Genomic DNA, 19,677 nt, shown 5'->3' on the forward strand with positions numbered 1-19,677 from the left:
GCCTGCCGGCGCGTGCCGGCCCGTCCGTTTGCCTGACCTATTGCTGCTTGCCACGAGGCTACCCATGACCCGCGAAGAATTCCTGCGCCTGGCCGCTGCCGGCTACAACCGCATTCCCCTGGCCTGCGAAACCCTGGCCGACTTTGACACGCCGCTGTCGATCTACCTGAAACTGGCCGACCAGCCCAACTCGTACCTGCTCGAATCGGTGCAGGGCGGCGAGAAATGGGGCCGTTACTCGATGATCGGCCTGCCGTCGCGCACCGTGATGCGTGTGCACGGTTACCACGTCAGCATCCTGCAGGATGGCGTGGAGGTGGAAAGCCACGATGTCGAAGACCCGCTGGCCTTCGTCGAAACCTTCAAGGACCGTTACAAGGTCGCCGATATCCCTGGCCTGCCGCGCTTCAACGGCGGCCTGGTCGGCTACTTCGGCTACGACTGCGTGCGCTATGTGGAAAAGCGCCTGGGCGCCAGCCCCAACCCGGACCCGCTGGGTGTGCCGGATATCCTGCTGATGGTGTCCGATGCGGTGGTGGTGTTCGACAACCTGGCGGGCAAGATGCACGCGATCGTGCTGGTCGATCCGGCGGAAGAGCAGGCTTTCGAACAGGGCCAGGCACGCCTGCAAGGCCTGCTGGAAACCCTGCGTCAGCCGATCACTCCACGCCGTGGCCTGGACCTGAGTGGCCCGCAGGCTGCCGAGCCGGAATTCCGCTCCAGCTATACCCGCGAGGATTACGAGAACGCCGTCGGCCGCATCAAGGAATACATCCTGGCTGGTGACTGCATGCAGGTGGTACCGTCGCAGCGCATGTCGATCGACTTCAAGGCGGCGCCTATCGACCTGTACCGCGCGCTGCGCTGCTTCAACCCGACGCCGTACATGTACTTCTTCAACTTTGGCGACTTCCATGTGGTCGGCAGCTCGCCCGAGGTGCTGGTACGCGTCGAGGACAACCTGGTCACCGTACGCCCGATTGCCGGCACCCGCCCGCGTGGTGCTACCGAAGAGGCCGACCGCGCGCTGGAAGACGACCTGCTGTCGGACGACAAGGAAATTGCCGAGCACCTGATGCTCATCGACCTGGGCCGTAACGACGTCGGTCGCGTGTCCTCGACCGGCAGCGTGCGCCTGACCGAGAAGATGGTGATCGAGCGTTACTCCAACGTGATGCACATTGTGTCCAACGTCACTGGCCAGCTGCGCGAAGGGCTGACGGCGATGGACGCACTGCGGGCGATCCTGCCGGCCGGTACGCTTTCGGGTGCGCCGAAGATTCGCGCGATGGAGATCATCGACGAGCTGGAGCCGGTCAAACGTGGGGTTTACGGTGGTGCCGTCGGTTACTTCGCGTGGAACGGCAACATGGATACCGCCATTGCCATCCGTACCGCGGTAATCAAGGACGGTGAGCTGCATGTGCAGGCCGGGGGTGGCATCGTTGCCGACTCGGTGCCGGCGCTGGAATGGGAAGAGACCATCAACAAGCGCCGAGCGATGTTCCGCGCGGTGGCGTTGGCTGAGCAGACTTCGGCCAAATAAGTTGATCGGGGCTGCGTTGCAGCCCTTCGCGGGCATGCCCGCTCCCACAGGGAAATCACATGCTGCAAGGCCTGTGCAATACCTGTGGGAGATTCTATGGTTTTCAGCAAGCCAGTTTCGCGCCTTTAGTGACGTATTCGTCCTGATTTTTCATCAGGGCGAATGCCACCCGCGCGAGCTTTCTTGCCAGGATTACCAACGCTTGGGTTGTTGCTTTACCACTGCTCCGATGCTGTTCGTAAAGCCCTTTCCAGGCTGCCGATCTGCTGGCCGCCATCGCAGCGTTGTGCAATAAGCGACGAATTTCTGAACAACCTCGCTTGGTGAGGCGACGTCGCCCATTCTTCTGTCCGGAATCACTGACTCGTAAATCCATTCCTAGGAATGCAATGTACGAGTCACTGCTTTTGAACTCGCCCCTTGTAAAAGCCATCACCAATGCTGCGGCGGTGAGAAAACCAATGCCCTCTACTGCCTGGCAGCGAGCGACTTGTTCCTGCAGCCCAGCGTCTCGCAGTACTTCTTTAATCTTCTTTTGAATCAACTGATCCAGCCGATCTATCGACTTCACAAAAGTTTCGAAGGCGGCTTTCAAAAGGCTTTCGTTAGCCCAGCTCTGAGTCATTGCAGTACGAGCAGTCACCAAGGCGGCTCTGCGTCGCAAGAGGCTCTGAAGCTTGCCGTAGACAGCGGGAGGCGGGCTCCAAGGGCGAAGGTCCTCGCCTTCATTTTTTAAAAAACGGGACAGCAACCGAGCATCGGAGGGGTCGGTTTTAACCCGTCCCCCAACACTCTTCCGGTAGTTGCTCAATTGAAAACCATCGATGACATAGACCTCGAAGCCTAGGCTGTGGGCCAATTCAACCAGGTCCAAGTGATAGACGTTGGTCGCCTCAACAGCGATAGCGGTGTTGAGGGGTTGTTGCTTGAGCCACCTTCTGATCTCGAGTTTGGAGTTTTTGAGCCTGATGATCTCGTCGCGATCATCGTGGTGGATAACCAGCTCAGCTTTCGCGACATCCGCACCCACGATCAACTTACCTACCTGCATTGCCATGGGCCGCTCCTCACGTTATGGTTTTTCGGCTTGAAGGGGTTTCACCAAGAGGCGCTGGCTTGTTTCTATCGTCGCTTGCAAACGATGCATTCTTTATCGGCGCTTTGGTGGAAGGGGTGGGGCGATGTCTCCCACGGTCTGTACTGCTGTGAACAGTCAGAATCGGGCATTTAGTCCCACCACCCCTTCAAGTCTAACCATACAAGCGGGCGAGCCCGCGAAGGGCCGCAAAGCGGCCCCATCAATTCAAAAATCGACGCTGACGCCCAAGCTCACTCCCTGCTGCGTCAATTCATCACTCTTGCGCCAGTTATAGTTGCCGCGCAAATGCACCCCCGCCACCACTTCATGGCTCACCCCCAGGCTCGCCCGGGTCAGGTCGCTGTGCGGCGTATACCCTGTCAGGGTGAAATCGTTCGCCGGCAGGCTGGTCAGGTGCATCGTCACATCCTGCTGGTCATCCTCGAACTCGTGCTCCTGCGCCACCTCGGCGAACAGCCGAGTACCTGGCAGCACCTGCACGCTACCCAGCAACCCCACGCCCAAACGGCGTGATGTACGTTCCTGGTCATCGAAACCCAGCGCCGTCGAGCGCCCGCTCTTCTCGTCATAGCCATCCACCTTCACCCGCGCATAGTCGGCGCTGATGAACGGTGCCAGCTGCCAGCTGCTGCTCTCGGCTGCCAGGTTGTAGCCCAGTCGCCCCGACATCGCCCAGGCCTCGCCATTGGTGTCGCCCTTTTCGCTGCGGTCGTTCACGCCAAGGGCGAAGGTGCGCTTGAGGTCGCTGTAGTCCAGGTGCCCGGCGGTAAGCGCCGCGTCGGCCCACCAGCGGTCCTGGCGGTATTGGGCGAAAGCGCTGGCAAGGTAGCTGTCCAGCTTGTAGTCCGAGTCCTGTGCGCCGGCTTCCAGCTTCTGCCGGTACACGCCTCCGGCCAGGCCCAGGCGCCATGCATCGTTAAGGCGGTAGCTGCCGCCCAGGGTCAGGTTGTAGCCGCGGCCGTCGCCGCTGGCCGCGCTGCGCTGGCCGTCGAAGTCCAGGTCCTGGGCGCCGGTGGCAACGAAGGCCTGCCACTGGCCAACTGCCTGCCAGGGTGTTTGCCACTGGTTGCGCAGTTCGTCCTGGTGAGCGCGCAGGCTGGCGTGGGCCATTTCCGGAAGCAAGGTCAGTTCCCAGGGGGCGGCGATGATTGAATAGGCGTAGTCGGCAATCAGTTGCTGGCCGGCGATGGTCGGGTGGACCGAGTCGTTGAACAGCAGCTTGGTCGGGTCTGGCGTGGCGCCGTTGATGCCGTACACCGGATTTTCCACACAGCCTTCGCCGCTGTAGCAGGTGCCGACCAGATTCTGGCCGCTGGCCAGGCCGAACTGTTCGGGGCTGGCCAGCGCTTCGCTCAGCAGCACAGGGATGTTCAGCGGAATGATTTCGGCATCGATCTGCCCCAGTTGGCTGAGCAGCGACTGGTTGAACGCGCCGGATAGCAGCGACAGTGGGTTTTGTTGCGGCGTACCGCTGAAGTTCGGTGTTTGCCCGAGGTCGGGCAGCAGCCAGACCATGATGTAGCGGGCGCCGCCTTGCTGCAGAGCCTGGGCGCTGGCGGCCAGGCGGGCGCCGGCGGCCACGGCATCGGCCGGGCTGTTGACCAGGCCTTGCAGGAAGTCATTGCCGCCGCCAGTCAGGTAATACAACGCGTTGGGGTCGGCGCGCAGACCGTTGGCCAGGTAGCCCGGTTTATCACGCAGTACCAGCCCGGCGCCGGGTCGCCCTGGCGGGATGACGGTTTCGGAGGTACTGGTGATCGAATCCAGGATCTGCTGGGTGGTGTAGCCACCGACTGCCCAGTTGTTGCCGTCGGGAAGCCCCAGCACCGGATTGACCGGGGAGGTGGAGGGGCCAAGCTCGGTCGGGCTCACACCAAGCCGCCCGCCCAGGATCATCGGTGACACTGGCGCATAATTGCCATTGGCATCGCGGTTGGTGAAGCGCACCCCGCCAAACTGCCCAGCGTCGCTGAGGCTGTCACCAAACACGATCATGCTGGAGTAGGGCGAGGGTGCAGCAAAGGCCTGGCTGCAGGCTAACGCCAATGAGGCGAGGGTAAAGCGCAATAACGGTGCTTTTCGCATCAGGGAACATCCTTTTCTTTGTTTTTATCAGGACAACCCCATCGACCTTAGCAAATCGCAGTGCATCCCTCCCAAGTCCATTCGTTTCCCCGTGTTTACGGGCATATTGCGCCCGCCGCCCCGGTAGGCTACTGTGCCGGAACGTATGAGCGAGACCTATCCTGTGTTGATCGTCAGCAAACTCTTGATGCGCGTTATCAAGGCCCACGCCCGTTGGCGTTGGCGCGCCTGACTTTATCCCCTGCCGGCCCGTCCGGCCCGCCCCCGTTTGCCTTCCTGTCCACCGCCCCTGAATGGCCAAGCTGCGCCTTTGGCAGAAGCAGGAAGGTTCGAATTTTGAAGTCAGTAGATTCAAGAGGTTTAACCCGATGTTACTGATGATCGACAATTACGACTCATTCACTTACAACGTCGTTCAGTACCTTGGCGAGCTGGGTGCCGAGGTAAAGGTCATTCGCAATGACGAAATGACCATCGCCCAGATCGAAGCCCTCAACCCCGAGCGCATCGTCGTATCTCCAGGCCCGTGCACGCCGAGTGAGGCGGGCGTGTCCATCGAGGCCATCCTGCATTTTGCCGGCAAGCTGCCGATTCTCGGTGTATGCCTGGGCCACCAGTCCATCGGCCAGGCTTTTGGTGGTGATGTGGTACGTGCCCGCCAGGTGATGCACGGCAAGACCAGCCCGGTACATCACCGTGACCTGGGCGTGTTCGCCGGCCTCAACAACCCGTTGACCGTTACCCGTTACCACTCGCTGGTGGTAAAGCGCGAAACCTTGCCCGAGTGCCTGGAAGTGACCGCCTGGACCGCCCATGCTGACGGTTCGGTCGACGAGATCATGGGCCTGCGCCACAAGACGCTGAATATCGAAGGGGTGCAGTTCCACCCCGAGTCGATCCTGACCGAACAGGGCCACGAACTGTTCGCCAACTTCCTCAAGCAGACCGGCGGCCGCCGCTAAGGATCGAACATGGATATCAAGAGTGCGTTGAGCCGTATCGTCGGCCAGCTGGACCTTTCAACCGAAGAAATGCGCGACGTCATGCGCCAGATCATGACCGGCCAGTGCAGCGAAGCGCAGATCGGCGCCTTCCTGATGGGCATGCGCATGAAGAGCGAAAGCATCGACGAGATCGTCGGTGCGGTGTCGGTGATGCGCGAGCTGGCCGACAAGGTCGAACTGCAGAGCCTCGATGGCGTGGTCGATATCGTCGGTACCGGCGGTGATGGCGCCAACATCTTCAACGTGTCCACCGCCTCGTCGTTCGTACTGGCGGCGGCAGGTTGCACCGTGGCCAAGCATGGCAACCGCGCGGTATCAGGCAAGAGCGGCAGTGCCGACCTGCTGGAGGCCGCCGGTATCTACCTGAACCTGACGCCCACCCAGGTGGCCCGCTGCATCGATAGCCTGGGCATCGGCTTCATGTTCGCGCAAAGCCATCATTCGGCCATGAAGCACGCTGCCGGCCCGCGTCGCGACCTGGGGCTGCGCACCCTGTTCAACATGCTCGGCCCGCTTACGAATCCGGCCGGGGTGAAGCACCAGGTGGTCGGGGTATTCGCCCAGACCCTGTGCCGCCCGTTGGCTGAAGTGCTGCAGCGCCTGGGCAGCAAGCACGTGCTGGTGGTGCACTCGAAAGACGGCCTGGACGAGTTCAGCCTGGCTGCGCCGACCTTCGTCGCCGAACTGAAAAATGGCGAAATCACCGAATACTGGGTAGAGCCGGAAGACCTCGGCATGAAGAGCCAGAGCCTGCACGGCCTGGCCGTCGAGAACCCGCAGGCGTCGCTGGAGCTGATCCGCGATGCGCTGGGCCGACGCAAGACCGAAAACGGCCAGAAGGCCGCCGAGATGATCGTGCTCAATGCGGGCGCGGCGCTGTATGCCGCTGACCATGCCATGAGCCTGAAAGCCGGTGTGGAACTGGCCCACGACGTTCTGCACACCGGGCTGGCCTGGGAGAAGCTGCAGGAGCTGGGTGCCTTTACTGCAGTATTCAAGGTGGAGAACGAAGCATGAGTGTGCCGACGGTGCTGGAAAGGATCATTGCCCGCAAGTTTCAGGAAGTGGCCGAGCGCAGCGCGCGCGTCAGCCTCGCCGAACTGGAGGCCCTGGCCAAGGCTGCCGACGCCCCGCGTGGCTTTGCCAAGGCCCTGATCGAGCAAGCCGCGCGCAAGCAGCCGGCGGTGATTGCCGAAATCAAGAAGGCCTCGCCGAGCAAGGGCGTGATTCGCGAGAATTTCGTGCCGGCGGAAATCGCCGTCAGCTACGAGAAGGGCGGGGCGACCTGCCTGTCGGTGCTGACCGATGTGGATTACTTCCAGGGCGCCGACGAGTACCTGCAGCAGGCCCGCGCGGCGGTGTCGCTGCCGGTGATCCGCAAGGACTTCATGGTCGATCCGTACCAGATTGTCGAGGCCCGGGCCTTGGGCGCGGACTGTGTGCTGCTGATCGTGTCGGCGCTGGATGACGTGAAGATGGCCGAACTGGCGGCCACGGCCAAGGATGTTGGCCTCGACGTGCTGGTGGAAGTGCACGATGGCGATGAACTGGAGCGCGCGTTGAAAACCCTGGATACACCGCTGGTGGGGGTGAACAACCGCAATCTGCACACCTTCGAGGTCAGCCTGGAAACCACCCTCGACCTGCTGCCGCGTATTCCGCGTGATCGCCTGGCGGTTACCGAGAGCGGCATCTTGAACCGGGCCGATGTGGAGCTGATGGCGATCAATGAGGTCTACTCGTTCCTGGTAGGTGAGGCATTCATGCGCGCCGAGCAGCCAGGGCTTGAATTGCAGCGGTTGTTCTTCCCGGAACAGGTGAAGAAGACTGTTCAGCAACTGGACTGACCGAATGAAGCCGGCGTTATTGCCGGCTTTTTTGTATGTCTGTAATGGCCCCTTCGCGGGCTCGCCCGCTCCCACAGGATGATCACCGGCTTTGGCATCTGTGGAATTCCTGTGGGAGCGGGCGAGCCCGCGAAGAGGCCGGTAAAAAAAACACATAGGTGGATCAATGACCGATCAACCCCTGGCCCTGACCGTAGAACAAGGCCTGCACGCCGAACAGGAATTGCTGGCCGCCGTCTGCCGCGGGGAGTGCGACAGTGGCGTGCTGTTCTGGCGCCCGACCGACCACGCCCTGGTCATGCCCCGGCGCATGAGCCGTCTGGAAAACTTCGAAGCCGCCTGCGCGGAGCTGGCGATTGCCGGCTGGCCGGTGCTGCTGCGCGAAACCGGCGGCGAACCGGTGCCGCAGTCACACTCCACGGTGAACGTAGCCCTGGTCTATGTTGCCCCCCGCAGCGAAGGCGACCACGGCCGTATCGAAAACGCCTACGAGCGCCTCTGCCTGCCGCTGTGTGAGGTGCTGCGCGAGTGGGGCGGGGTGGCGTCGGTGGGCGAAATCGACGGCGCCTTCTGCGATGGCCGCTACAACGTCAACCTCAATGGCCGCAAACTGGTGGGCACCGCCCAGCGCTGGCGCCAGGGGCTGGGTGGAAAGCGCCCGGTGGTGCTGGTGCACGGTGCGCTGCTGCTGGACAACGAGCGTGATTCGATGGTGGCTGCGGTCAACCGCTTCAACGAGTGCTGCGAGCTGGAGCAGCGCTGCCGCGCCGATGCGCACATCGCCCTGCACGAAGTGGCGCCTGCGGCCCCATGGTTCGAGCGGCTGTCGCAGGCCTATGCCAAGGTGCTGGCCGACCTGCCCAGGGACTAGCGGGTACCGTAGACCACCATGGTCTTGCCTTTGACCTGCACCAGGCTGCGTTCTTCAAGGTCCTTGAGGACGCGGCCGACCATTTCCCGCGAGCAACCGACGATGCGGCCGATTTCCTGACGAGTGATCTTGATCTGCATGCCATCGGGGTGGGTCATGGCGTCGGGTTGCTTGCACAGTTCCAGCAGGCAGCGGGCGACACGCCCGGTAACGTCGAAGAACGCCAGGTCGCCGACCTTGCGCGTGGTGTTGCGCAGGCGCTGGGCCATCTGGCTGCCCAAGGCATAAAGGATTTCCGGGTCCTGGCGCGCCAGTTCGCGAAATTTCTCATAACTGATTTCGGCCACTTCGCATTCGGTCTTGGCGCGCACCCAGGCACTGCGCTGCTGTTCACCTTCGACTGGTTCGAACAGGCCCAGCTCGCCGAAGAAGTCGCCATTGTTGAGGTAGGCGATGATCATTTCATGGCCGTCATCGTCCTCGATGAGGATGGTGACCGAACCCTTGATGATGAACGACAGTGTCTCGGCCCGGTCGCCGGCGCAGATGATGTTGCTTTTGGCGGTATAGCGACGGCGCTGGCAGTGCACCAGCAGCTTGTCGATGTTCTTGATCTTGGCGGGTAGGGCGGAAGCAACCATCACGAAATCCTGTTCGACATGACGCATAGGCTTTTTATAAAGGTTGGCTGGCGAAGTGCGCCAGTCATTTGGCGCCAGCTTATCAGACACTACCGGATGTTTCGGTACTAAACCGACATGACTCGTACTTTTCCCACAGCCGTACAAGGTCTAAGCTGACACCCTTTTTCGTAAATCAGGAGTCCGGGTAGATGAAGGCACGTATCCAGTGGGCCGGTGAGGCGATGTTCCTCGGCGAATCGGGGAGCGGCCATGTCGTCGTGATGGACGGCCCGCCCGAGGCCGGTGGCCGTAACCTGGGCGTGCGCCCGATGGAGATGCTGTTGCTGGGCCTGGGTGGCTGCAGCAGCTTTGACGTGGTCAGCATTCTGAAGAAGTCGCGCCAGGCGGTGGAAAGCTGCGAGGCGTTCCTGGAGGCCGAGCGTGCCAGCGAAGACCCGAAGGTGTTTACCAAGATCCACATGAACTTCGTGGTGAAGGGGCGTGGGCTGAAGGAGGCCCAGGTCAAGCGTGCGGTAGAGCTGTCGGCGGAGAAGTATTGCTCGGCTTCGATCATGCTCGAGCGTGCCGGGGTTGAGATTAGCCACGGGTACGAGATTGTAGAGCTGGGTCAAGGCTGACATTTTGGGGCCGCTTTGCGCCCCATCGCGACACAAGGCCGCTCCTACAAGGGATCGCGTACCACCTGTAGGAGCGGCCCTGGCAATTTCAGCTGCGAAGCGCCGGCAGCGCAGCCCGCACCCATCCCGGCAAACAATCGCGCATCACCCGGCTCAACCGCTCCCGCCGCTTCTGGTAAACCAGCCCCAGCCCGATAACCCCCAGCCCGATCAGGGTCACCACCACCGGGAACAGCAGCGAGTCGGCAAACACCTCGTACGACAGGTACCCCAGGTAAGCCGCCACACCCAACGCCCCGAACACCATGAACACCGGCCGGCGCAACAGCACCGCCATTCCCATCAAGGCAATATTGATCAGGCAGTACAGGGCCTTGCCCAGCTCGCTGCCGCTGTCCACCAGCGTCAGCCCGCCCCAGAATGCCGCCAGCCCGGCCAGGTAGCCCCAGTGGGCATAGTCTTCGCGGGTGCGGCCGTCCACACCAACAAAAAGCACCAGCAAGCCCAGACCGAACCACAGCGAAACCTCGCGGCGCTGTTCCCAGCTGAATGGCGAGCCGAAAAACCATTCGCTCAAGTCCATCGACATGAACCACAGGGCGACGGCAATCGGCATGACGATAAACGGGTAGGGGATCAGCCTCAGCATCAACAGCCCGGCAAGTACCGTGGCTGCTTCCATTGCCAGCCAGCCGCCCTGCACGTAGGTGTAGTACTGGTGATAGTTCGCCTGCGCATCATCCATTGGCCACCAGCCGGCCAGCCGTTCGATGGCGAACACCGCCAACGGCACGATGCTGACCGCCACCGCCGCCAGTACCCCGGCCGCGACGGGCTGTACGCGCCGTTGCAGGTTAACGGCGAACAGTGTGAGCAGCAGAATATAGAGGCTGGCGATGAGCAGTAGCGCCCAGTCGCCGATGCGCATCCAGGCTTCGGTGAGCAACCAGCCCATGGCTGCCATGATCAGCATGGCGCCGAAGTAGAACGCGACATGGGCCAGCTGGAAGCTGCCACGCTGTGCTGGTCGCTGGCGCAGGAATGCCAGCAGGGCCTGGTCCTGGCCCGGCTGGAGAATGCCGGCTTGCACGGCGCGCGCCAGGTCCTTGGCGTCGAAACGGTCCGTCATGGTGATGCCTTCAGATACGGTAGGTGCTCTTGGTCATGACTTTGGCCAACAGGCTCATGCCAAAGCGAACCGGAGCAGGGAAGCGATAACCGCCGGCTTCCAGTGCAGACTCGGCGTGCTGTTCCTCGTCGACGCGCATCTGTTCGAGGATGGCCCGGGACTTTTCGTCTTCCTGCGGAATCTGCTCCAGGTGCTCGTCGAGGTGCTTGCACACCTGATGCTCGGTGGCGGCGACAAAGCCCAGGCTGACCTTGTCGCTGACCAGCCCGGCGAGTGCACCGATACCGAACGACATGCCGTAGAACAACGGGTTGAGCACGCTGGGGTGGCTGTTCAGCTGGCGAATGCGCTGTTCGCACCAGGCCAGGTGGTCCACTTCTTCCTCGGCGGCATGTTCCATGGCCTTGCGCACTTCGGGCAGCTTGGCGGTCAGGGCCTGGCCCTGGTACAGCGCCTGGGCGCACACTTCACCGGTGTGGTTGATACGCATCAGCCCGGCAACATGGCGGGCCTGCTGTTCGTCAAGGTCGACGTCCGGCTGGACGATGGCCGGCGATGGGCGGGCGGGTTGGCCGCTGAAGGGCAGCAAGGTGCGCATGGCGGTATCGGCCTGCAGCAACAAGCGGTCGAGCGGCGAGTAGTGACGTTCGGTAGCCATCGGGCACCTCCGCAAGAATGTGCCCGACAGTTTACCGCAATAGTGGCAGGGTCGCTTGCCGTGGATCAGCCCGGTGGCCAGTGCATCTGGCGCTGGCCAAGCACGTGCATGTGGATGTGGTAGACGGTCTGGCCGCCTTGCTCGTTGCAGTTCATGACTACGCGGAAGCCTTCTTCGCAGCCAAGTTCCTTGGCCAGGCGCTGGGCGGTGAACAAGATGTGACCAGCCAGGCCTTTGTCTTCCTCGGTCAAGTCATTGAGAGTGCGGATGTGCTTTTTCGGGATGACCAGAAAATGCACGGGCGCCTGGGGGGCGATATCGTGGAACGCCAGAACCTGGTCGTCCTCGTAGATGATCTTCGCCGGGATTTCCCGGTTGATGATCTTGATGAATAAATCGTCCACAGCACTTGCTCCATGGTGAGGGTCGGGCCGAGTGTACTCAGCCGGGCGCCGCTCGCCCAGTAGCTATTCCATACCAACCGGGCAATAGCGGCGGTGGATGGCACCGGCCAGCTTGCGCACCAGCCAGCGCGGCAGCAGACGCGGGGCGAACGCCAGCCAGCGGTTGCGCCGGCCGGGCATGATCAGCGCGCGGTTCTTGTCCAGCGCGCGTACCGTGTACAGCGCAACTTCCTCAGGGCTGAGGCAGCGTGGCTTGCCATCCAGCCGCGGAATGCGCCGGCGCGAGGAGTGCACCGGGCCTGGGCACAGTACCGAAACCTTGATGCCGGTGCGCTTGAGTTCTTCACGCAAGGCCTGGGAGAAGCTCAGTACATAGGCCTTGCTAGCGGCATAGGCGGCCATCCACGGGCCAGGCGCCACCCCTGCCAGGCCCGCGACATTGAGGATCTGTCCGCCGCCCTGCACGGCCATCAGGTTACCGATGGCGTGGCACAGGCGGCTCAGGGCCAGCACGTTGACTTCCAGCAAGTCCTGCTCGTCCGCCCACTCATGGGCCAGGAATGGCCCGTAGGTGCGCAGGCCGGCACAATTGACCAGCAGGTCTATACGTCGCTCGCCTTCCTCCAGTTCAAGCACGAAGCCTGACAGGCGTAACGGTTGGCTCAGATCGCAGGCGCGGAATAGCACCTCGACACCGAAGCGTTGGGTCAGTTCGATGGCCACCGGCTCCAGCGTTTCACGCTGGCGAGCCACCAGGATCAGGTTGCGCCCGCGCCGCGCCAGGGCTTCCGCCAGGGCGAGGCCCAGGCCGCTGGAAGCACCAGTGATCATGGCGTAACGGGTCATGCAAGGCTCCTGGGGGCTGAAGAGGGCGCCTAGTGTACAGCTTGGCCAGTCAAGGTGTTGCCTTTTGCTACAAGGTACGGTCGCGCAGGGCCTGGCAGCGCTCCAGAGCGTCCCGGTACTCGTCATGCAGCCGTCCGATGAGCGCGCTGGCACTGGGCAGGTCGTCGATACCGCCGACCCCCTGGCCCGCCGACCACACGGTCTTCCAGGCCTTGGCTTCATCGTCGATCGGCTTGAGCTTGCCTTGCTCGTGGCCGCCCTTGAGGTTATCCATGTCGTAGCCAGCTTGCTCCAGGCTCGGGCGCAGGAAGCTGGCAGGGACGCCGGACACCGCTGGGGTGTGGATGATGTCGGCGGCATGGGAATCGAGCAGCATCTGCTTGTAGGCGCCCGGGGCCTGGCTTTCTGCGGTGGCGATGAAGCGGGTGCCCATGTACGCAAGGTCCGCACCCAGCATTTGCGCGGCGAGGATCTCGTGGCCGTGGTTGAGGCAGCCGGCCAGCAGCAGGGTCTTGTCGAAGAACTGGCGAATCTCTGCGGCCAGGGCGAACGGGCTCCAGGTGCCAGCATGGCCGCCTGCGCCCGCAGCGACGGCGATCAGGCCATCGACGCCGGCTTCGGCGGCTTTCTCGGCATGGCGGCGGGTGGTGACATCGTGGAACACCAGGCCGCCGTAGCCATGTACGGCATCGACCACTTCCTTCACCGCGCCGAGGCTGGTGATGACGATCGGTACGCGATGCTCCACGCACAAGGCCAGGTCGGCCTGCAGGCGCGGGTTGGTCGGGTGGACGATCAGGTTGACGGCATAGGGTGCTGGCGCCTGCAACAGTGCCAGGCCTGCCTCGATTTCCTCCAGCCAGGCCTTGAAGCCGGCACTGTCGCGCTGGTTCAGGGCCGGGAAGCTGCCGACCACGCCGTTGGAACAGCAGGCCAGTACCAGCCTGGGGTTGGAGATCAGGAACATCGGTGCGGCAACCACGGGCAGGCGCAGGCGTTGTTCGAGGGAGGCAGGTAGCGACATGGCAAGGCTCCTTGAGCGGGTGGCTATGTCAAAACGGTTTGACCACCACCAGAATTACGATACCCAGCAGGAACAATACGGGTACTTCGTTGAACCAGCGATAGTAGACATGGCTGCGGGTGTTGCTGCCGCTGGCGAAGCGCTTGCGCTGGGCGCCGCACATGTGATGGTAGACGGTCAGCAGGATGACCAGGGTCAGCTTGGCATGCAGCCAGCCCTGGCTGAGCCAGCCGGGCGTGAGATAGAGCATCCACGCGCCGAATACGTAGGTGGCGATCATCGCCGGGTTCATGATGCCGCGAAACAGCTTGCGCTCCATGGTCACGAAGCGTTCCTGGCTGATGCTGTCCTGGCTTTGGGCGTGGTAGACGAACAGCCGCGGCAGGTAGAACAGGCCGGCGAACCAGCAGACCACGCTGACGATATGCAGCGCTTTGATCCATAGGTAAAGCATGGGGGAGTTCCTTCAGGTATTCACGGTCGTCAGATAGTAGTGGTCAAGCGCCCGAAGGGTCACCCGAAGAGTTGTTACAGGCGCCTTGCGCCCCTATTATCGTGCGCTTTCCAGACGGCTCGTTGATAAGGGGCAAGCGTTATGATCAAGGTCGGTATCGTCGGCGGCACGGGTTACACCGGCGTCGAACTGTTGCGTCTGCTGGCACAGCATCCACAGGCCGAAGTGGCGGTCATCACTTCGCGCTCCGAGGCGGGCGTTGCAGTGGCGGACATGTACCCGAACCTGCGCGGCCACTATGACGGTCTGGCGTTCAGCGTGCCGGACAGCAAGACCCTGGCCGCCTGCGACGTGGTGTTTTTCGCCACCCCGCACGGTGTTGCCCACGCCCTGGCTGGCGAACTGCTGGCGGCAGGTACCAAGGTGATCGACCTGTCGGCCGACTTCCGCCTGCAGGACGCCGCCGAGTGGGGCAAGTGGTACGGCCAGCCGCACGGTGCGCCAGAGCTGCTCAAGGACGCGGTATACGGCCTGCCTGAAGTCAACCGCGAGAAGATTCGCCAGGCGCGCCTGATCGCTGTGCCGGGTTGCTACCCGACTGCTACCCAACTGGGCTTCCTGCCGCTGCTGGAAGCTGGCCTGGCCGACCCGTCGCGCCTGATCGCCGACTGCAAGTCGGGTGTCAGCGGCGCTGGCCGCGGTGCGGCGGTGGGCTCGCTGTTCTGCGAAGCCGGCGAAAGCATGAAAGCCTATGCAGTGAAGGGTCATCGCCACCTGCCGGAAATCAGCCAAGGTCTTCGCCTGGCCGCTGGCAAGGATATCGGCCTGACTTTCGTGCCGCACCTGACGCCAATGATCCGTGGCATCCACGCCACCCTGTACGCTACCGTCGCCGACACTTCGGTCGACCTGCAGGCGCTGTTCGAGAAGCGTTACGCCAACGAACCGTTCGTCGACGTGATGCCGGCTGGCAGCCATCCGGAAACCCGCAGTGTGCGCGGTGCCAACGTCTGCCGCATTGCCGTTCATCGCCCGCAAGGTGGTGACCTGGTGGTGGTGCTGTCGGTGATCGACAACCTGGTCAAGGGCGCGTCCGGCCAGGCAGTGCAGAACCTCAACATCCTGTTCGGCCTGGACGAGCGCATGGGCTTGTCACACGCCGGCCTGCTGCCGTAAGCCGCCAGCATTCGAAAAGGCCCGCGTCGTGCGGGCCTTTTTGTAGGTCGCGACTAAAGCCGCACAATTCTTGACCGATTTTCTCGGGAAAGCGGATAATGCGCGTCATCGAGTTTTATGGCGGCTACCACGCCGGGAGAATCAACATGAGCGTCGAAACCTTCACCCCTACCGCTTTGGAATTCACCCACGGCGCTGCGCAAAAGGTGAAGAACCTGGTTTCCGAGGAAGGCAACGATCGTCTGAAGCTGCGCGTGTTCGTCACCGGTGGTGGCTGCTCGGGCTTCCAGTATGGCTTCACCTTCGATGAGGACGTGGCCGAAGACGACACCATCGTCGAGCGCGAAGGTGTTTCCCTTGTGGTCGACCCAATGAGCTTCCAGTACCTCGCCGGCGCCGAAGTGGATTACCAGGAAGGTCTGGAAGGCTCGCGCTTCGTGATCAAGAACCCGAACGCTGCCACCACCTGTGGCTGCGGCTCCTCGTTCTCGATCTGAGGCCTGGCCATACGAAGACGCCGCGCAATTGCGCGGCGTTTTGCTTTCTGGCGTAAGGTTCAGGCCGGGTAGATTGCGCCGAGTACGCGCAGGCCCTTGGCCGCTGTCACGCTAGGGCGATTGGCAGCGATGCCTTCCAGGCAGCAGTGGGCCAGCCAGGCGAAGGCCATGGCTTCGACCCAGTCCGGGTCCACGCCATGGGCGCCGGTGCTGGCGACACGGGCGTCGGGCAGCAACTGGCCAAGGCGTGCCATCAGGGCGCCGTTGCGCGCACCGCCACCGCAGACCAGCAGCGCTTCGGTGCCTTGCTGGGCGTTGCTCAACGAGTCGATGATGCTGCGTGCGGTCAGTTCCAGCAAAGTTGCCTGTACGTCCTCGTCGCGGTAAGCAGGCAGGCGGGCCAGGTGACCTTCCAGCCAGGACAGGTTGAATACTTCGCGTCCGGTGCTCTTCGGGCCGATTCCGGCGAAGAACGGGTCGGCCAGCAGTGCGCTGAGCAAGTCGGCTCGCACCAAGCCCGAGGCAGCCCAAGCCCCATCCGCATCGTAGGCCTGGCCGCGCTTGCGTTCGATCCAGGCATCCAGCAGCACGTTGCCCGGGCCGCAGTCGAAGCCGTGGACTGGCTTGTCGTGTTCGATCAGGCTGAGGTTGCTGAAGCCGCCCACGTTGAGAATTGCCAGGCGCTGGCCCAGGTGGCTGAACAGGGTTTCATGGAAGGCCGGCACCAGTGGCGCACCTTGGCCACCGGCGGCCACATCGCGCCGGCGGAAGTCGGCGACTACGCTGATGCCGGTAAGCTCGGCCAGCAGCGCCGGGTTGCCGATCTGCACGGTAAAGCCGCGTGCAGGTTCGTGTCGGATGGTCTGGCCGTGGCTGCCGATGGCGCGGATGGCTCCGGCCTGCAGCCCTTGCCTGGTCAGCAGCTCGCGGATGCCTTCGCCTGCCAGGCTGGCCCAGCGGTTTTCCGCCAGTGCAGCGCGGGCGATCTCGTCAGGGCCGCTGCTGCAAAGGCCCAGCAGTTCCTGGCGCAGGTCGCCGGGCATGGGCAGGTAGTGGGTGGCGAGCAGTTGGAGCTGCTCGCCTTGTTCGATCAAGGCAATGTCCAGGCCATCGAGGCTGGTGCCGGACATCACCCCCAGGTAGAGCCCCATGGGCTTAGCGCTTGTTCGCTGCGAGCAGGGTGGCCTTTTCCTGATCCATGCGGGCGATCAGGGGTTGGCTCTGCTGCAGGAAACGCTGGCGCTCGTTCCTGGCGATCGGGTCGGCCATCGGCACCTTCTGGCTCAGCGGGTCGACGTGCACGCCATTGACCTGGAACTCGTAGTGCAGGTGCGGACCGGTGGACAGGCCGGTGGTGCCGATGTAGCCGATGATCTGGCCCTGCTTGACCGAGCCGCCGGTCTTGATGCCCTTGGCAAAGCCCTGCATGTGGCCGTACAGCGTCTTGTAGCGGTTGCCGTGCTGGATGATCACGGTGTTGCCGTAACCACCGCGGCGCCCGGCCAGCTCGATGCGGCCGTCACCGGCTGCCTTGATTGGAGTGCCGCGTGGGGCGGCGTAGTCGACGCCTTTGTGGGCACGGATCTTGTTCAGGATCGGGTGCTTGCGGCCGGCGGAGAAGCGCGAGCTGATGCGGGCGAAGTCGACCGGGGTGCGGATGAAGGCCTTGCGCAGGCTGTTGCCATCGGCGGTGTAGTAGCTGGTGTTGCCCTGCTTGTTGGTATAGCGCACCGCGGTGTAGGTCTTGCCGCGGTTGGTGAAGCGCGCGGACAGGATGTTACCGGTGCCGACGACCTTGCCGTCCATTACCTTCTGCTCGTAGACCACGTCGAATTCATCGCCCGGGCGAATGTCCTGGGCGAAATCGATGTCGTAACCCAGCACGCGAGCCATGTCCATGGTCATGCTGTGGGACAGGCCGGCACGTTGGGCCGAGGCCGACAGCGAGCTTTTGATCACGCCGTGGGCGTAGGCGGTACGCACAACCGGCTTGCTGATCTCGCGGTTGAAGGTATAGCCCTTGTCGGTCTTGGTCAGGCGAATGGTTTCGAGGTTGCTGACCTTGCTGTGCAGGCTGGCCAGCTGGCCGTCCTTGTCGAGCTCGAACTGCAGCACCTGGCCGTGCTTGAGCTGGCTGAACTGCTTGGCCTGCTTGTTGCTGGCCAGCAGGTCGTGCACCGCGTTGCTCGGCAGGCCGACCTTGGCGAACAGGGTGGACAGGGTATCGCCCCGGGCCACAGTGACTTCGCGGTGGCTGGGTTGCTTGGCGGCTTCGACGACCGGTTCGGCGGCAGGGGCTTCCTGCTCGGCCTTCTGGGTCTCGGGGGTGGTCTCTTCGATTTGGGCGAATGGCGAGCCTTGCTCACCTTCTGCCTGCACCAGGGGCGCAGCGCGGGATTCGTCCTTCAACTGCTCGGCAGGGCTCTCCAGCTCGAGGTTGAGGGTGGTTTTCTTGGCTTCCACTTCGCTGGAGGGAAACACCAGCAGGGCCAGGCTGAGCAGGGCGGCGATGCCGCTGGCGGCCAACAGATGGCTTTTCGGATAAAGCGGGGGCGCTTTAGGCGGTTCGTTGGTCATGGGCAAGGTGACTTTGAAAAAGGTGAAATGGAAAAGATGAATGACATGATGAAGATGAAATAACTGTATAAAATATAACCAAATCCATTTTCACGCAAGGGCGCGTAGACGCCGCAAGCGTGTGTTCGGGTCACATTCCTTTGCGAAACTTGTAATTGACGGCCGATCTTGTATGGTTGGCTCCCCCTGAATCTGAGCCTTGCGGGTTTGTCTATGAAGTCGGTTGAAGAGCAGCTGGCGCTTATCAAGCGCGGTGCGGAAGAAGTACTGGTCGAGTCGGAACTGGTGGAGAAGCTCAAGCGCGGCCAGCCTCTGCGCATCAAGGCCGGCTTCGACCCGACCGCGCCTGACCTGCACCTTGGGCACACGGTGCTGATCAACAAGCTGCGCCAGTTCCAGGACCTGGGGCACCAGGTCATCTTCCTGATCGGTGACTTCACCGGCATGATCGGTGACCCGAGCGGCAAGAGCGCCACGCGCCCGCCGCTGACCCGCGAGCAGGTGCTGGAAAACGCCGAGACCTACAAGCAGCAGGTGTTCAAGATCCTCGATCCGGCCAAGACCGAGGTCGCGTTCAACTCCACCTGGATGGACAAGCTGACCCCGGCCGACTTCATTCGCCTGGCATCGCAGTACACCGTGGCGCGCATGCTCGAGCGCGATGACTTCGACAAGCGCTACACCACCAACCAGCCTATTGCCATCCATGAGTTCCTGTACCCGCTGGTGCAGGGTTATGACTCGGTGGCGCTGAAGGCAGATGTCGAGCTGGGTGGTACCGACCAGAAGTTCAACCTGCTGATGGGGCGTGAGCTGCAGCGCGCCTATGGCCAGGAGGCGCAGAACATCGTGACCATGCCGCTGCTCGAAGGGCTCGACGGCGTGAAGAAGATGTCCAAGTCGCTGGGTAACTATGTAGGTATCCAGGAAGCGCCGGGGGTGATGTACAGCAAATTGGTTTCGATCCCGGATACCCTGATGTGGCGCTACTTCGAGCTGCTGAGCTTCCGTTCCATGGAAGAGATCGAGCAGTTCCGTACCGACGTCGCCAATGGCGCTAATCCGCGCGACATCAAGATCAAGCTGGCGGAAGAGATCGTTGCACGCTTCCATGGCGAAGAGGCTGCGGCCAATGCTCACCGTGCCGCGGGTAACCGCATGAAGGAAGGCGAGTTGCCGGAAGATCTGCCGGAGGTCGA

General features: G+C 62.6%; 20 protein-coding genes (1 of these 20 cut by a window edge). 9 read left to right on the top strand and 11 right to left on the bottom strand.

What is annotated here, in order from left to right:
• Positions 1-64: 64 nt before the first annotated feature.
• Positions 65-1,546, top strand: coding sequence for an anthranilate synthase component I (trpE, locus tag NY023_RS02105; protein WP_013970606.1), 1,482 nt, complete (start codon positions 65-67; stop codon positions 1,544-1,546).
• Between the two features lie 103 nt (positions 1,547-1,649).
• On the opposite strand, the gene NY023_RS02110 is transcribed toward trpE, so the two are convergent.
• Entirely contained in the window at positions 1,650-2,603 is a 954-nt protein-coding gene (locus NY023_RS02110; RefSeq protein WP_013970314.1) for an IS110 family transposase, read from the bottom strand.
• Between the two features lie 246 nt (positions 2,604-2,849).
• Positions 2,850-4,730 carry an esterase EstP gene (estP, locus tag NY023_RS02115; protein ID WP_013970607.1) on the bottom strand — a complete coding sequence of 627 codons (1,881 nt, stop codon included), beginning with the start codon at positions 4,728-4,730 and terminating at the stop codon, positions 2,850-2,852.
• Between the two features lie 368 nt (positions 4,731-5,098).
• Here estP and NY023_RS02120 point away from each other — a divergent pair, with 368 nt between their 5' ends.
• The 4 genes from NY023_RS02120 (at position 5,099) to NY023_RS02135 (ending at position 8,452) form a co-directional block, all read left to right on the top strand.
• Positions 5,099-5,692, top strand: a complete 594-nt coding sequence (locus tag NY023_RS02120; protein WP_003259809.1) for an aminodeoxychorismate/anthranilate synthase component II — start codon at positions 5,099-5,101, stop codon at positions 5,690-5,692.
• Between the two features lie 9 nt (positions 5,693-5,701).
• Positions 5,702-6,751 (top strand): anthranilate phosphoribosyltransferase, encoded by a 1,050-nt coding sequence (trpD, locus tag NY023_RS02125; RefSeq protein WP_013970609.1) that lies wholly within the window; start codon positions 5,702-5,704, stop codon positions 6,749-6,751.
• Complete coding sequence (trpC, locus tag NY023_RS02130; protein WP_013970610.1) at positions 6,748-7,581, top strand: indole-3-glycerol phosphate synthase TrpC; 834 nt, start codon at positions 6,748-6,750, stop codon at positions 7,579-7,581. Before trpD ends, trpC begins: the two co-directional genes overlap by 4 nt.
• Before the next feature lie 166 nt (positions 7,582-7,747).
• Positions 7,748-8,452 carry a biotin/lipoate A/B protein ligase family protein gene (locus NY023_RS02135; RefSeq protein WP_013970611.1) on the top strand — a complete coding sequence of 235 codons (705 nt, stop codon included), beginning with the start codon at positions 7,748-7,750 and terminating at the stop codon, positions 8,450-8,452.
• Here the strand turns inward: NY023_RS02135 and crp are convergent.
• Positions 8,449-9,093: a cAMP-activated global transcriptional regulator CRP gene (crp, locus tag NY023_RS02140; protein WP_012270218.1), complete on the bottom strand. Its 645-nt coding sequence runs from the start codon at positions 9,091-9,093 to the stop codon at positions 8,449-8,451. The two genes, NY023_RS02135 and crp, sit on opposite strands and share 4 nt — an antisense overlap.
• Positions 9,094-9,284: 191 nt before the next feature.
• On the opposite strand from crp, the gene NY023_RS02145 reads away from it, so the two are divergent.
• Positions 9,285-9,713 (top strand): OsmC family protein, encoded by a 429-nt coding sequence (locus NY023_RS02145; RefSeq protein WP_013970613.1) that lies wholly within the window; start codon positions 9,285-9,287, stop codon positions 9,711-9,713.
• Between the two features lie 88 nt (positions 9,714-9,801).
• Here the strand turns inward: NY023_RS02145 and NY023_RS02150 are convergent, their stop codons facing one another.
• From NY023_RS02150 to hemJ, 6 genes are all read right to left on the bottom strand, one after another.
• The gene (locus NY023_RS02150; RefSeq protein WP_013970614.1) at positions 9,802-10,842 is read right to left on the bottom strand and encodes a hypothetical protein; all 1,041 of its coding nucleotides are present in this window, start codon (positions 10,840-10,842) and stop codon (positions 9,802-9,804) included.
• A gap of 10 nt (positions 10,843-10,852) precedes the next feature.
• On the bottom strand, positions 10,853-11,500 hold the full coding sequence (coq7, locus tag NY023_RS02155) for a 2-polyprenyl-3-methyl-6-methoxy-1,4-benzoquinone monooxygenase (protein ID WP_003258825.1): 648 nt from the start codon (positions 11,498-11,500) through the stop codon (positions 10,853-10,855).
• Positions 11,501-11,565: 65 nt separating this feature from the next.
• Complete coding sequence (locus NY023_RS02160; RefSeq protein ID WP_013970615.1) at positions 11,566-11,904, bottom strand: histidine triad nucleotide-binding protein; 339 nt, start codon at positions 11,902-11,904, stop codon at positions 11,566-11,568.
• Positions 11,905-11,967: 63 nt separating this feature from the next.
• A complete protein-coding gene (locus NY023_RS02165; RefSeq protein ID WP_013970616.1) occupies positions 11,968-12,750 on the bottom strand; it encodes an SDR family NAD(P)-dependent oxidoreductase in 783 nt (260 codons plus the stop codon).
• A gap of 67 nt (positions 12,751-12,817) precedes the next feature.
• Entirely contained in the window at positions 12,818-13,774 is a 957-nt protein-coding gene (locus NY023_RS02170; protein ID WP_013970617.1) for an NAD(P)H-dependent flavin oxidoreductase, read from the bottom strand.
• A gap of 28 nt (positions 13,775-13,802) precedes the next feature.
• Positions 13,803-14,228 (bottom strand): protoporphyrinogen oxidase HemJ, encoded by a 426-nt coding sequence (gene hemJ, locus NY023_RS02175; RefSeq protein ID WP_003258833.1) that lies wholly within the window; start codon positions 14,226-14,228, stop codon positions 13,803-13,805.
• 141 nt (positions 14,229-14,369) lie between these two features.
• Between hemJ and argC the strand changes: the two genes are divergently transcribed.
• Positions 14,370-15,404: an N-acetyl-gamma-glutamyl-phosphate reductase gene (argC, locus tag NY023_RS02180; protein ID WP_013970618.1), complete on the top strand. Its 1,035-nt coding sequence runs from the start codon at positions 14,370-14,372 to the stop codon at positions 15,402-15,404.
• Between the two features lie 146 nt (positions 15,405-15,550).
• On the top strand, positions 15,551-15,901 hold the full coding sequence (gene erpA, locus NY023_RS02185) for an iron-sulfur cluster insertion protein ErpA (RefSeq protein ID WP_015268740.1): 351 nt from the start codon (positions 15,551-15,553) through the stop codon (positions 15,899-15,901).
• 59 nt (positions 15,902-15,960) lie between these two features.
• On the opposite strand, the gene NY023_RS02190 is transcribed toward erpA, so the two are convergent.
• Together NY023_RS02190 and NY023_RS02195 are read right to left on the bottom strand one after the other, a co-directional pair.
• Positions 15,961-17,052, bottom strand: a complete 1,092-nt coding sequence (locus tag NY023_RS02190; protein ID WP_013970620.1) for an anhydro-N-acetylmuramic acid kinase — start codon at positions 17,050-17,052, stop codon at positions 15,961-15,963.
• A gap of 4 nt (positions 17,053-17,056) precedes the next feature.
• On the bottom strand, positions 17,057-18,478 hold the full coding sequence (locus tag NY023_RS02195) for a peptidoglycan DD-metalloendopeptidase family protein (RefSeq protein WP_013970621.1): 1,422 nt from the start codon (positions 18,476-18,478) through the stop codon (positions 17,057-17,059).
• A gap of 213 nt (positions 18,479-18,691) precedes the next feature.
• On the opposite strand from NY023_RS02195, the gene tyrS reads away from it, so the two are divergent.
• Positions 18,692-19,677 carry the 5' portion of a tyrosine--tRNA ligase gene (gene tyrS, locus NY023_RS02200; RefSeq protein WP_013970622.1) on the top strand. The gene runs 214 nt beyond the window's last position, so only the first 986 of its 1,200 coding nucleotides appear in the window; the start codon lies at positions 18,692-18,694; its stop codon lies off the right edge, out of view.

Origin of the sequence: Pseudomonas sp. NBB, from assembly GCF_032701105.1 — a bacterium.
Classification (GTDB): domain Bacteria; phylum Pseudomonadota; class Gammaproteobacteria; order Pseudomonadales; family Pseudomonadaceae; genus Aquipseudomonas; species Aquipseudomonas asiatica.

Excerpts from the sequence above, each read along its gene's own strand:
- trpE (WP_013970606.1), top strand. The coding sequence starts at position 65 with ATGACCCGCGAAGAATTCCTGCGCCTGGCCGCTGCCGGCTACAACCGC.
- NY023_RS02110 (WP_013970314.1), bottom strand. The coding sequence starts at position 2,603 with ATGGCAATGCAGGTAGGTAAGTTGATCGTGGGTGCGGATGTCGCGAAA.
- estP (WP_013970607.1), bottom strand. The coding sequence starts at position 4,730 with ATGCGAAAAGCACCGTTATTGCGCTTTACCCTCGCCTCATTGGCGTTA.
- NY023_RS02120 (WP_003259809.1), top strand. The coding sequence starts at position 5,099 with ATGTTACTGATGATCGACAATTACGACTCATTCACTTACAACGTCGTT.
- trpD (WP_013970609.1), top strand. The coding sequence starts at position 5,702 with ATGGATATCAAGAGTGCGTTGAGCCGTATCGTCGGCCAGCTGGACCTT.
- trpC (WP_013970610.1), top strand. The coding sequence starts at position 6,748 with ATGAGTGTGCCGACGGTGCTGGAAAGGATCATTGCCCGCAAGTTTCAG.
- NY023_RS02135 (WP_013970611.1), top strand. The coding sequence starts at position 7,748 with ATGACCGATCAACCCCTGGCCCTGACCGTAGAACAAGGCCTGCACGCC.
- crp (WP_012270218.1), bottom strand. The coding sequence starts at position 9,093 with ATGGTTGCTTCCGCCCTACCCGCCAAGATCAAGAACATCGACAAGCTG.
- NY023_RS02145 (WP_013970613.1), top strand. The coding sequence starts at position 9,285 with ATGAAGGCACGTATCCAGTGGGCCGGTGAGGCGATGTTCCTCGGCGAA.
- NY023_RS02150 (WP_013970614.1), bottom strand. The coding sequence starts at position 10,842 with ATGACGGACCGTTTCGACGCCAAGGACCTGGCGCGCGCCGTGCAAGCC.
- coq7 (WP_003258825.1), bottom strand. The coding sequence starts at position 11,500 with ATGGCTACCGAACGTCACTACTCGCCGCTCGACCGCTTGTTGCTGCAG.
- NY023_RS02165 (WP_013970616.1), bottom strand. The coding sequence starts at position 12,750 with ATGACCCGTTACGCCATGATCACTGGTGCTTCCAGCGGCCTGGGCCTC.
- NY023_RS02170 (WP_013970617.1), bottom strand. The coding sequence starts at position 13,774 with ATGTCGCTACCTGCCTCCCTCGAACAACGCCTGCGCCTGCCCGTGGTT.
- hemJ (WP_003258833.1), bottom strand. The coding sequence starts at position 14,228 with ATGCTTTACCTATGGATCAAAGCGCTGCATATCGTCAGCGTGGTCTGC.
- argC (WP_013970618.1), top strand. The coding sequence starts at position 14,370 with ATGATCAAGGTCGGTATCGTCGGCGGCACGGGTTACACCGGCGTCGAA.
- erpA (WP_015268740.1), top strand. The coding sequence starts at position 15,551 with ATGAGCGTCGAAACCTTCACCCCTACCGCTTTGGAATTCACCCACGGC.
- NY023_RS02190 (WP_013970620.1), bottom strand. The coding sequence starts at position 17,052 with ATGGGGCTCTACCTGGGGGTGATGTCCGGCACCAGCCTCGATGGCCTG.
- NY023_RS02195 (WP_013970621.1), bottom strand. The coding sequence starts at position 18,478 with ATGACCAACGAACCGCCTAAAGCGCCCCCGCTTTATCCGAAAAGCCAT.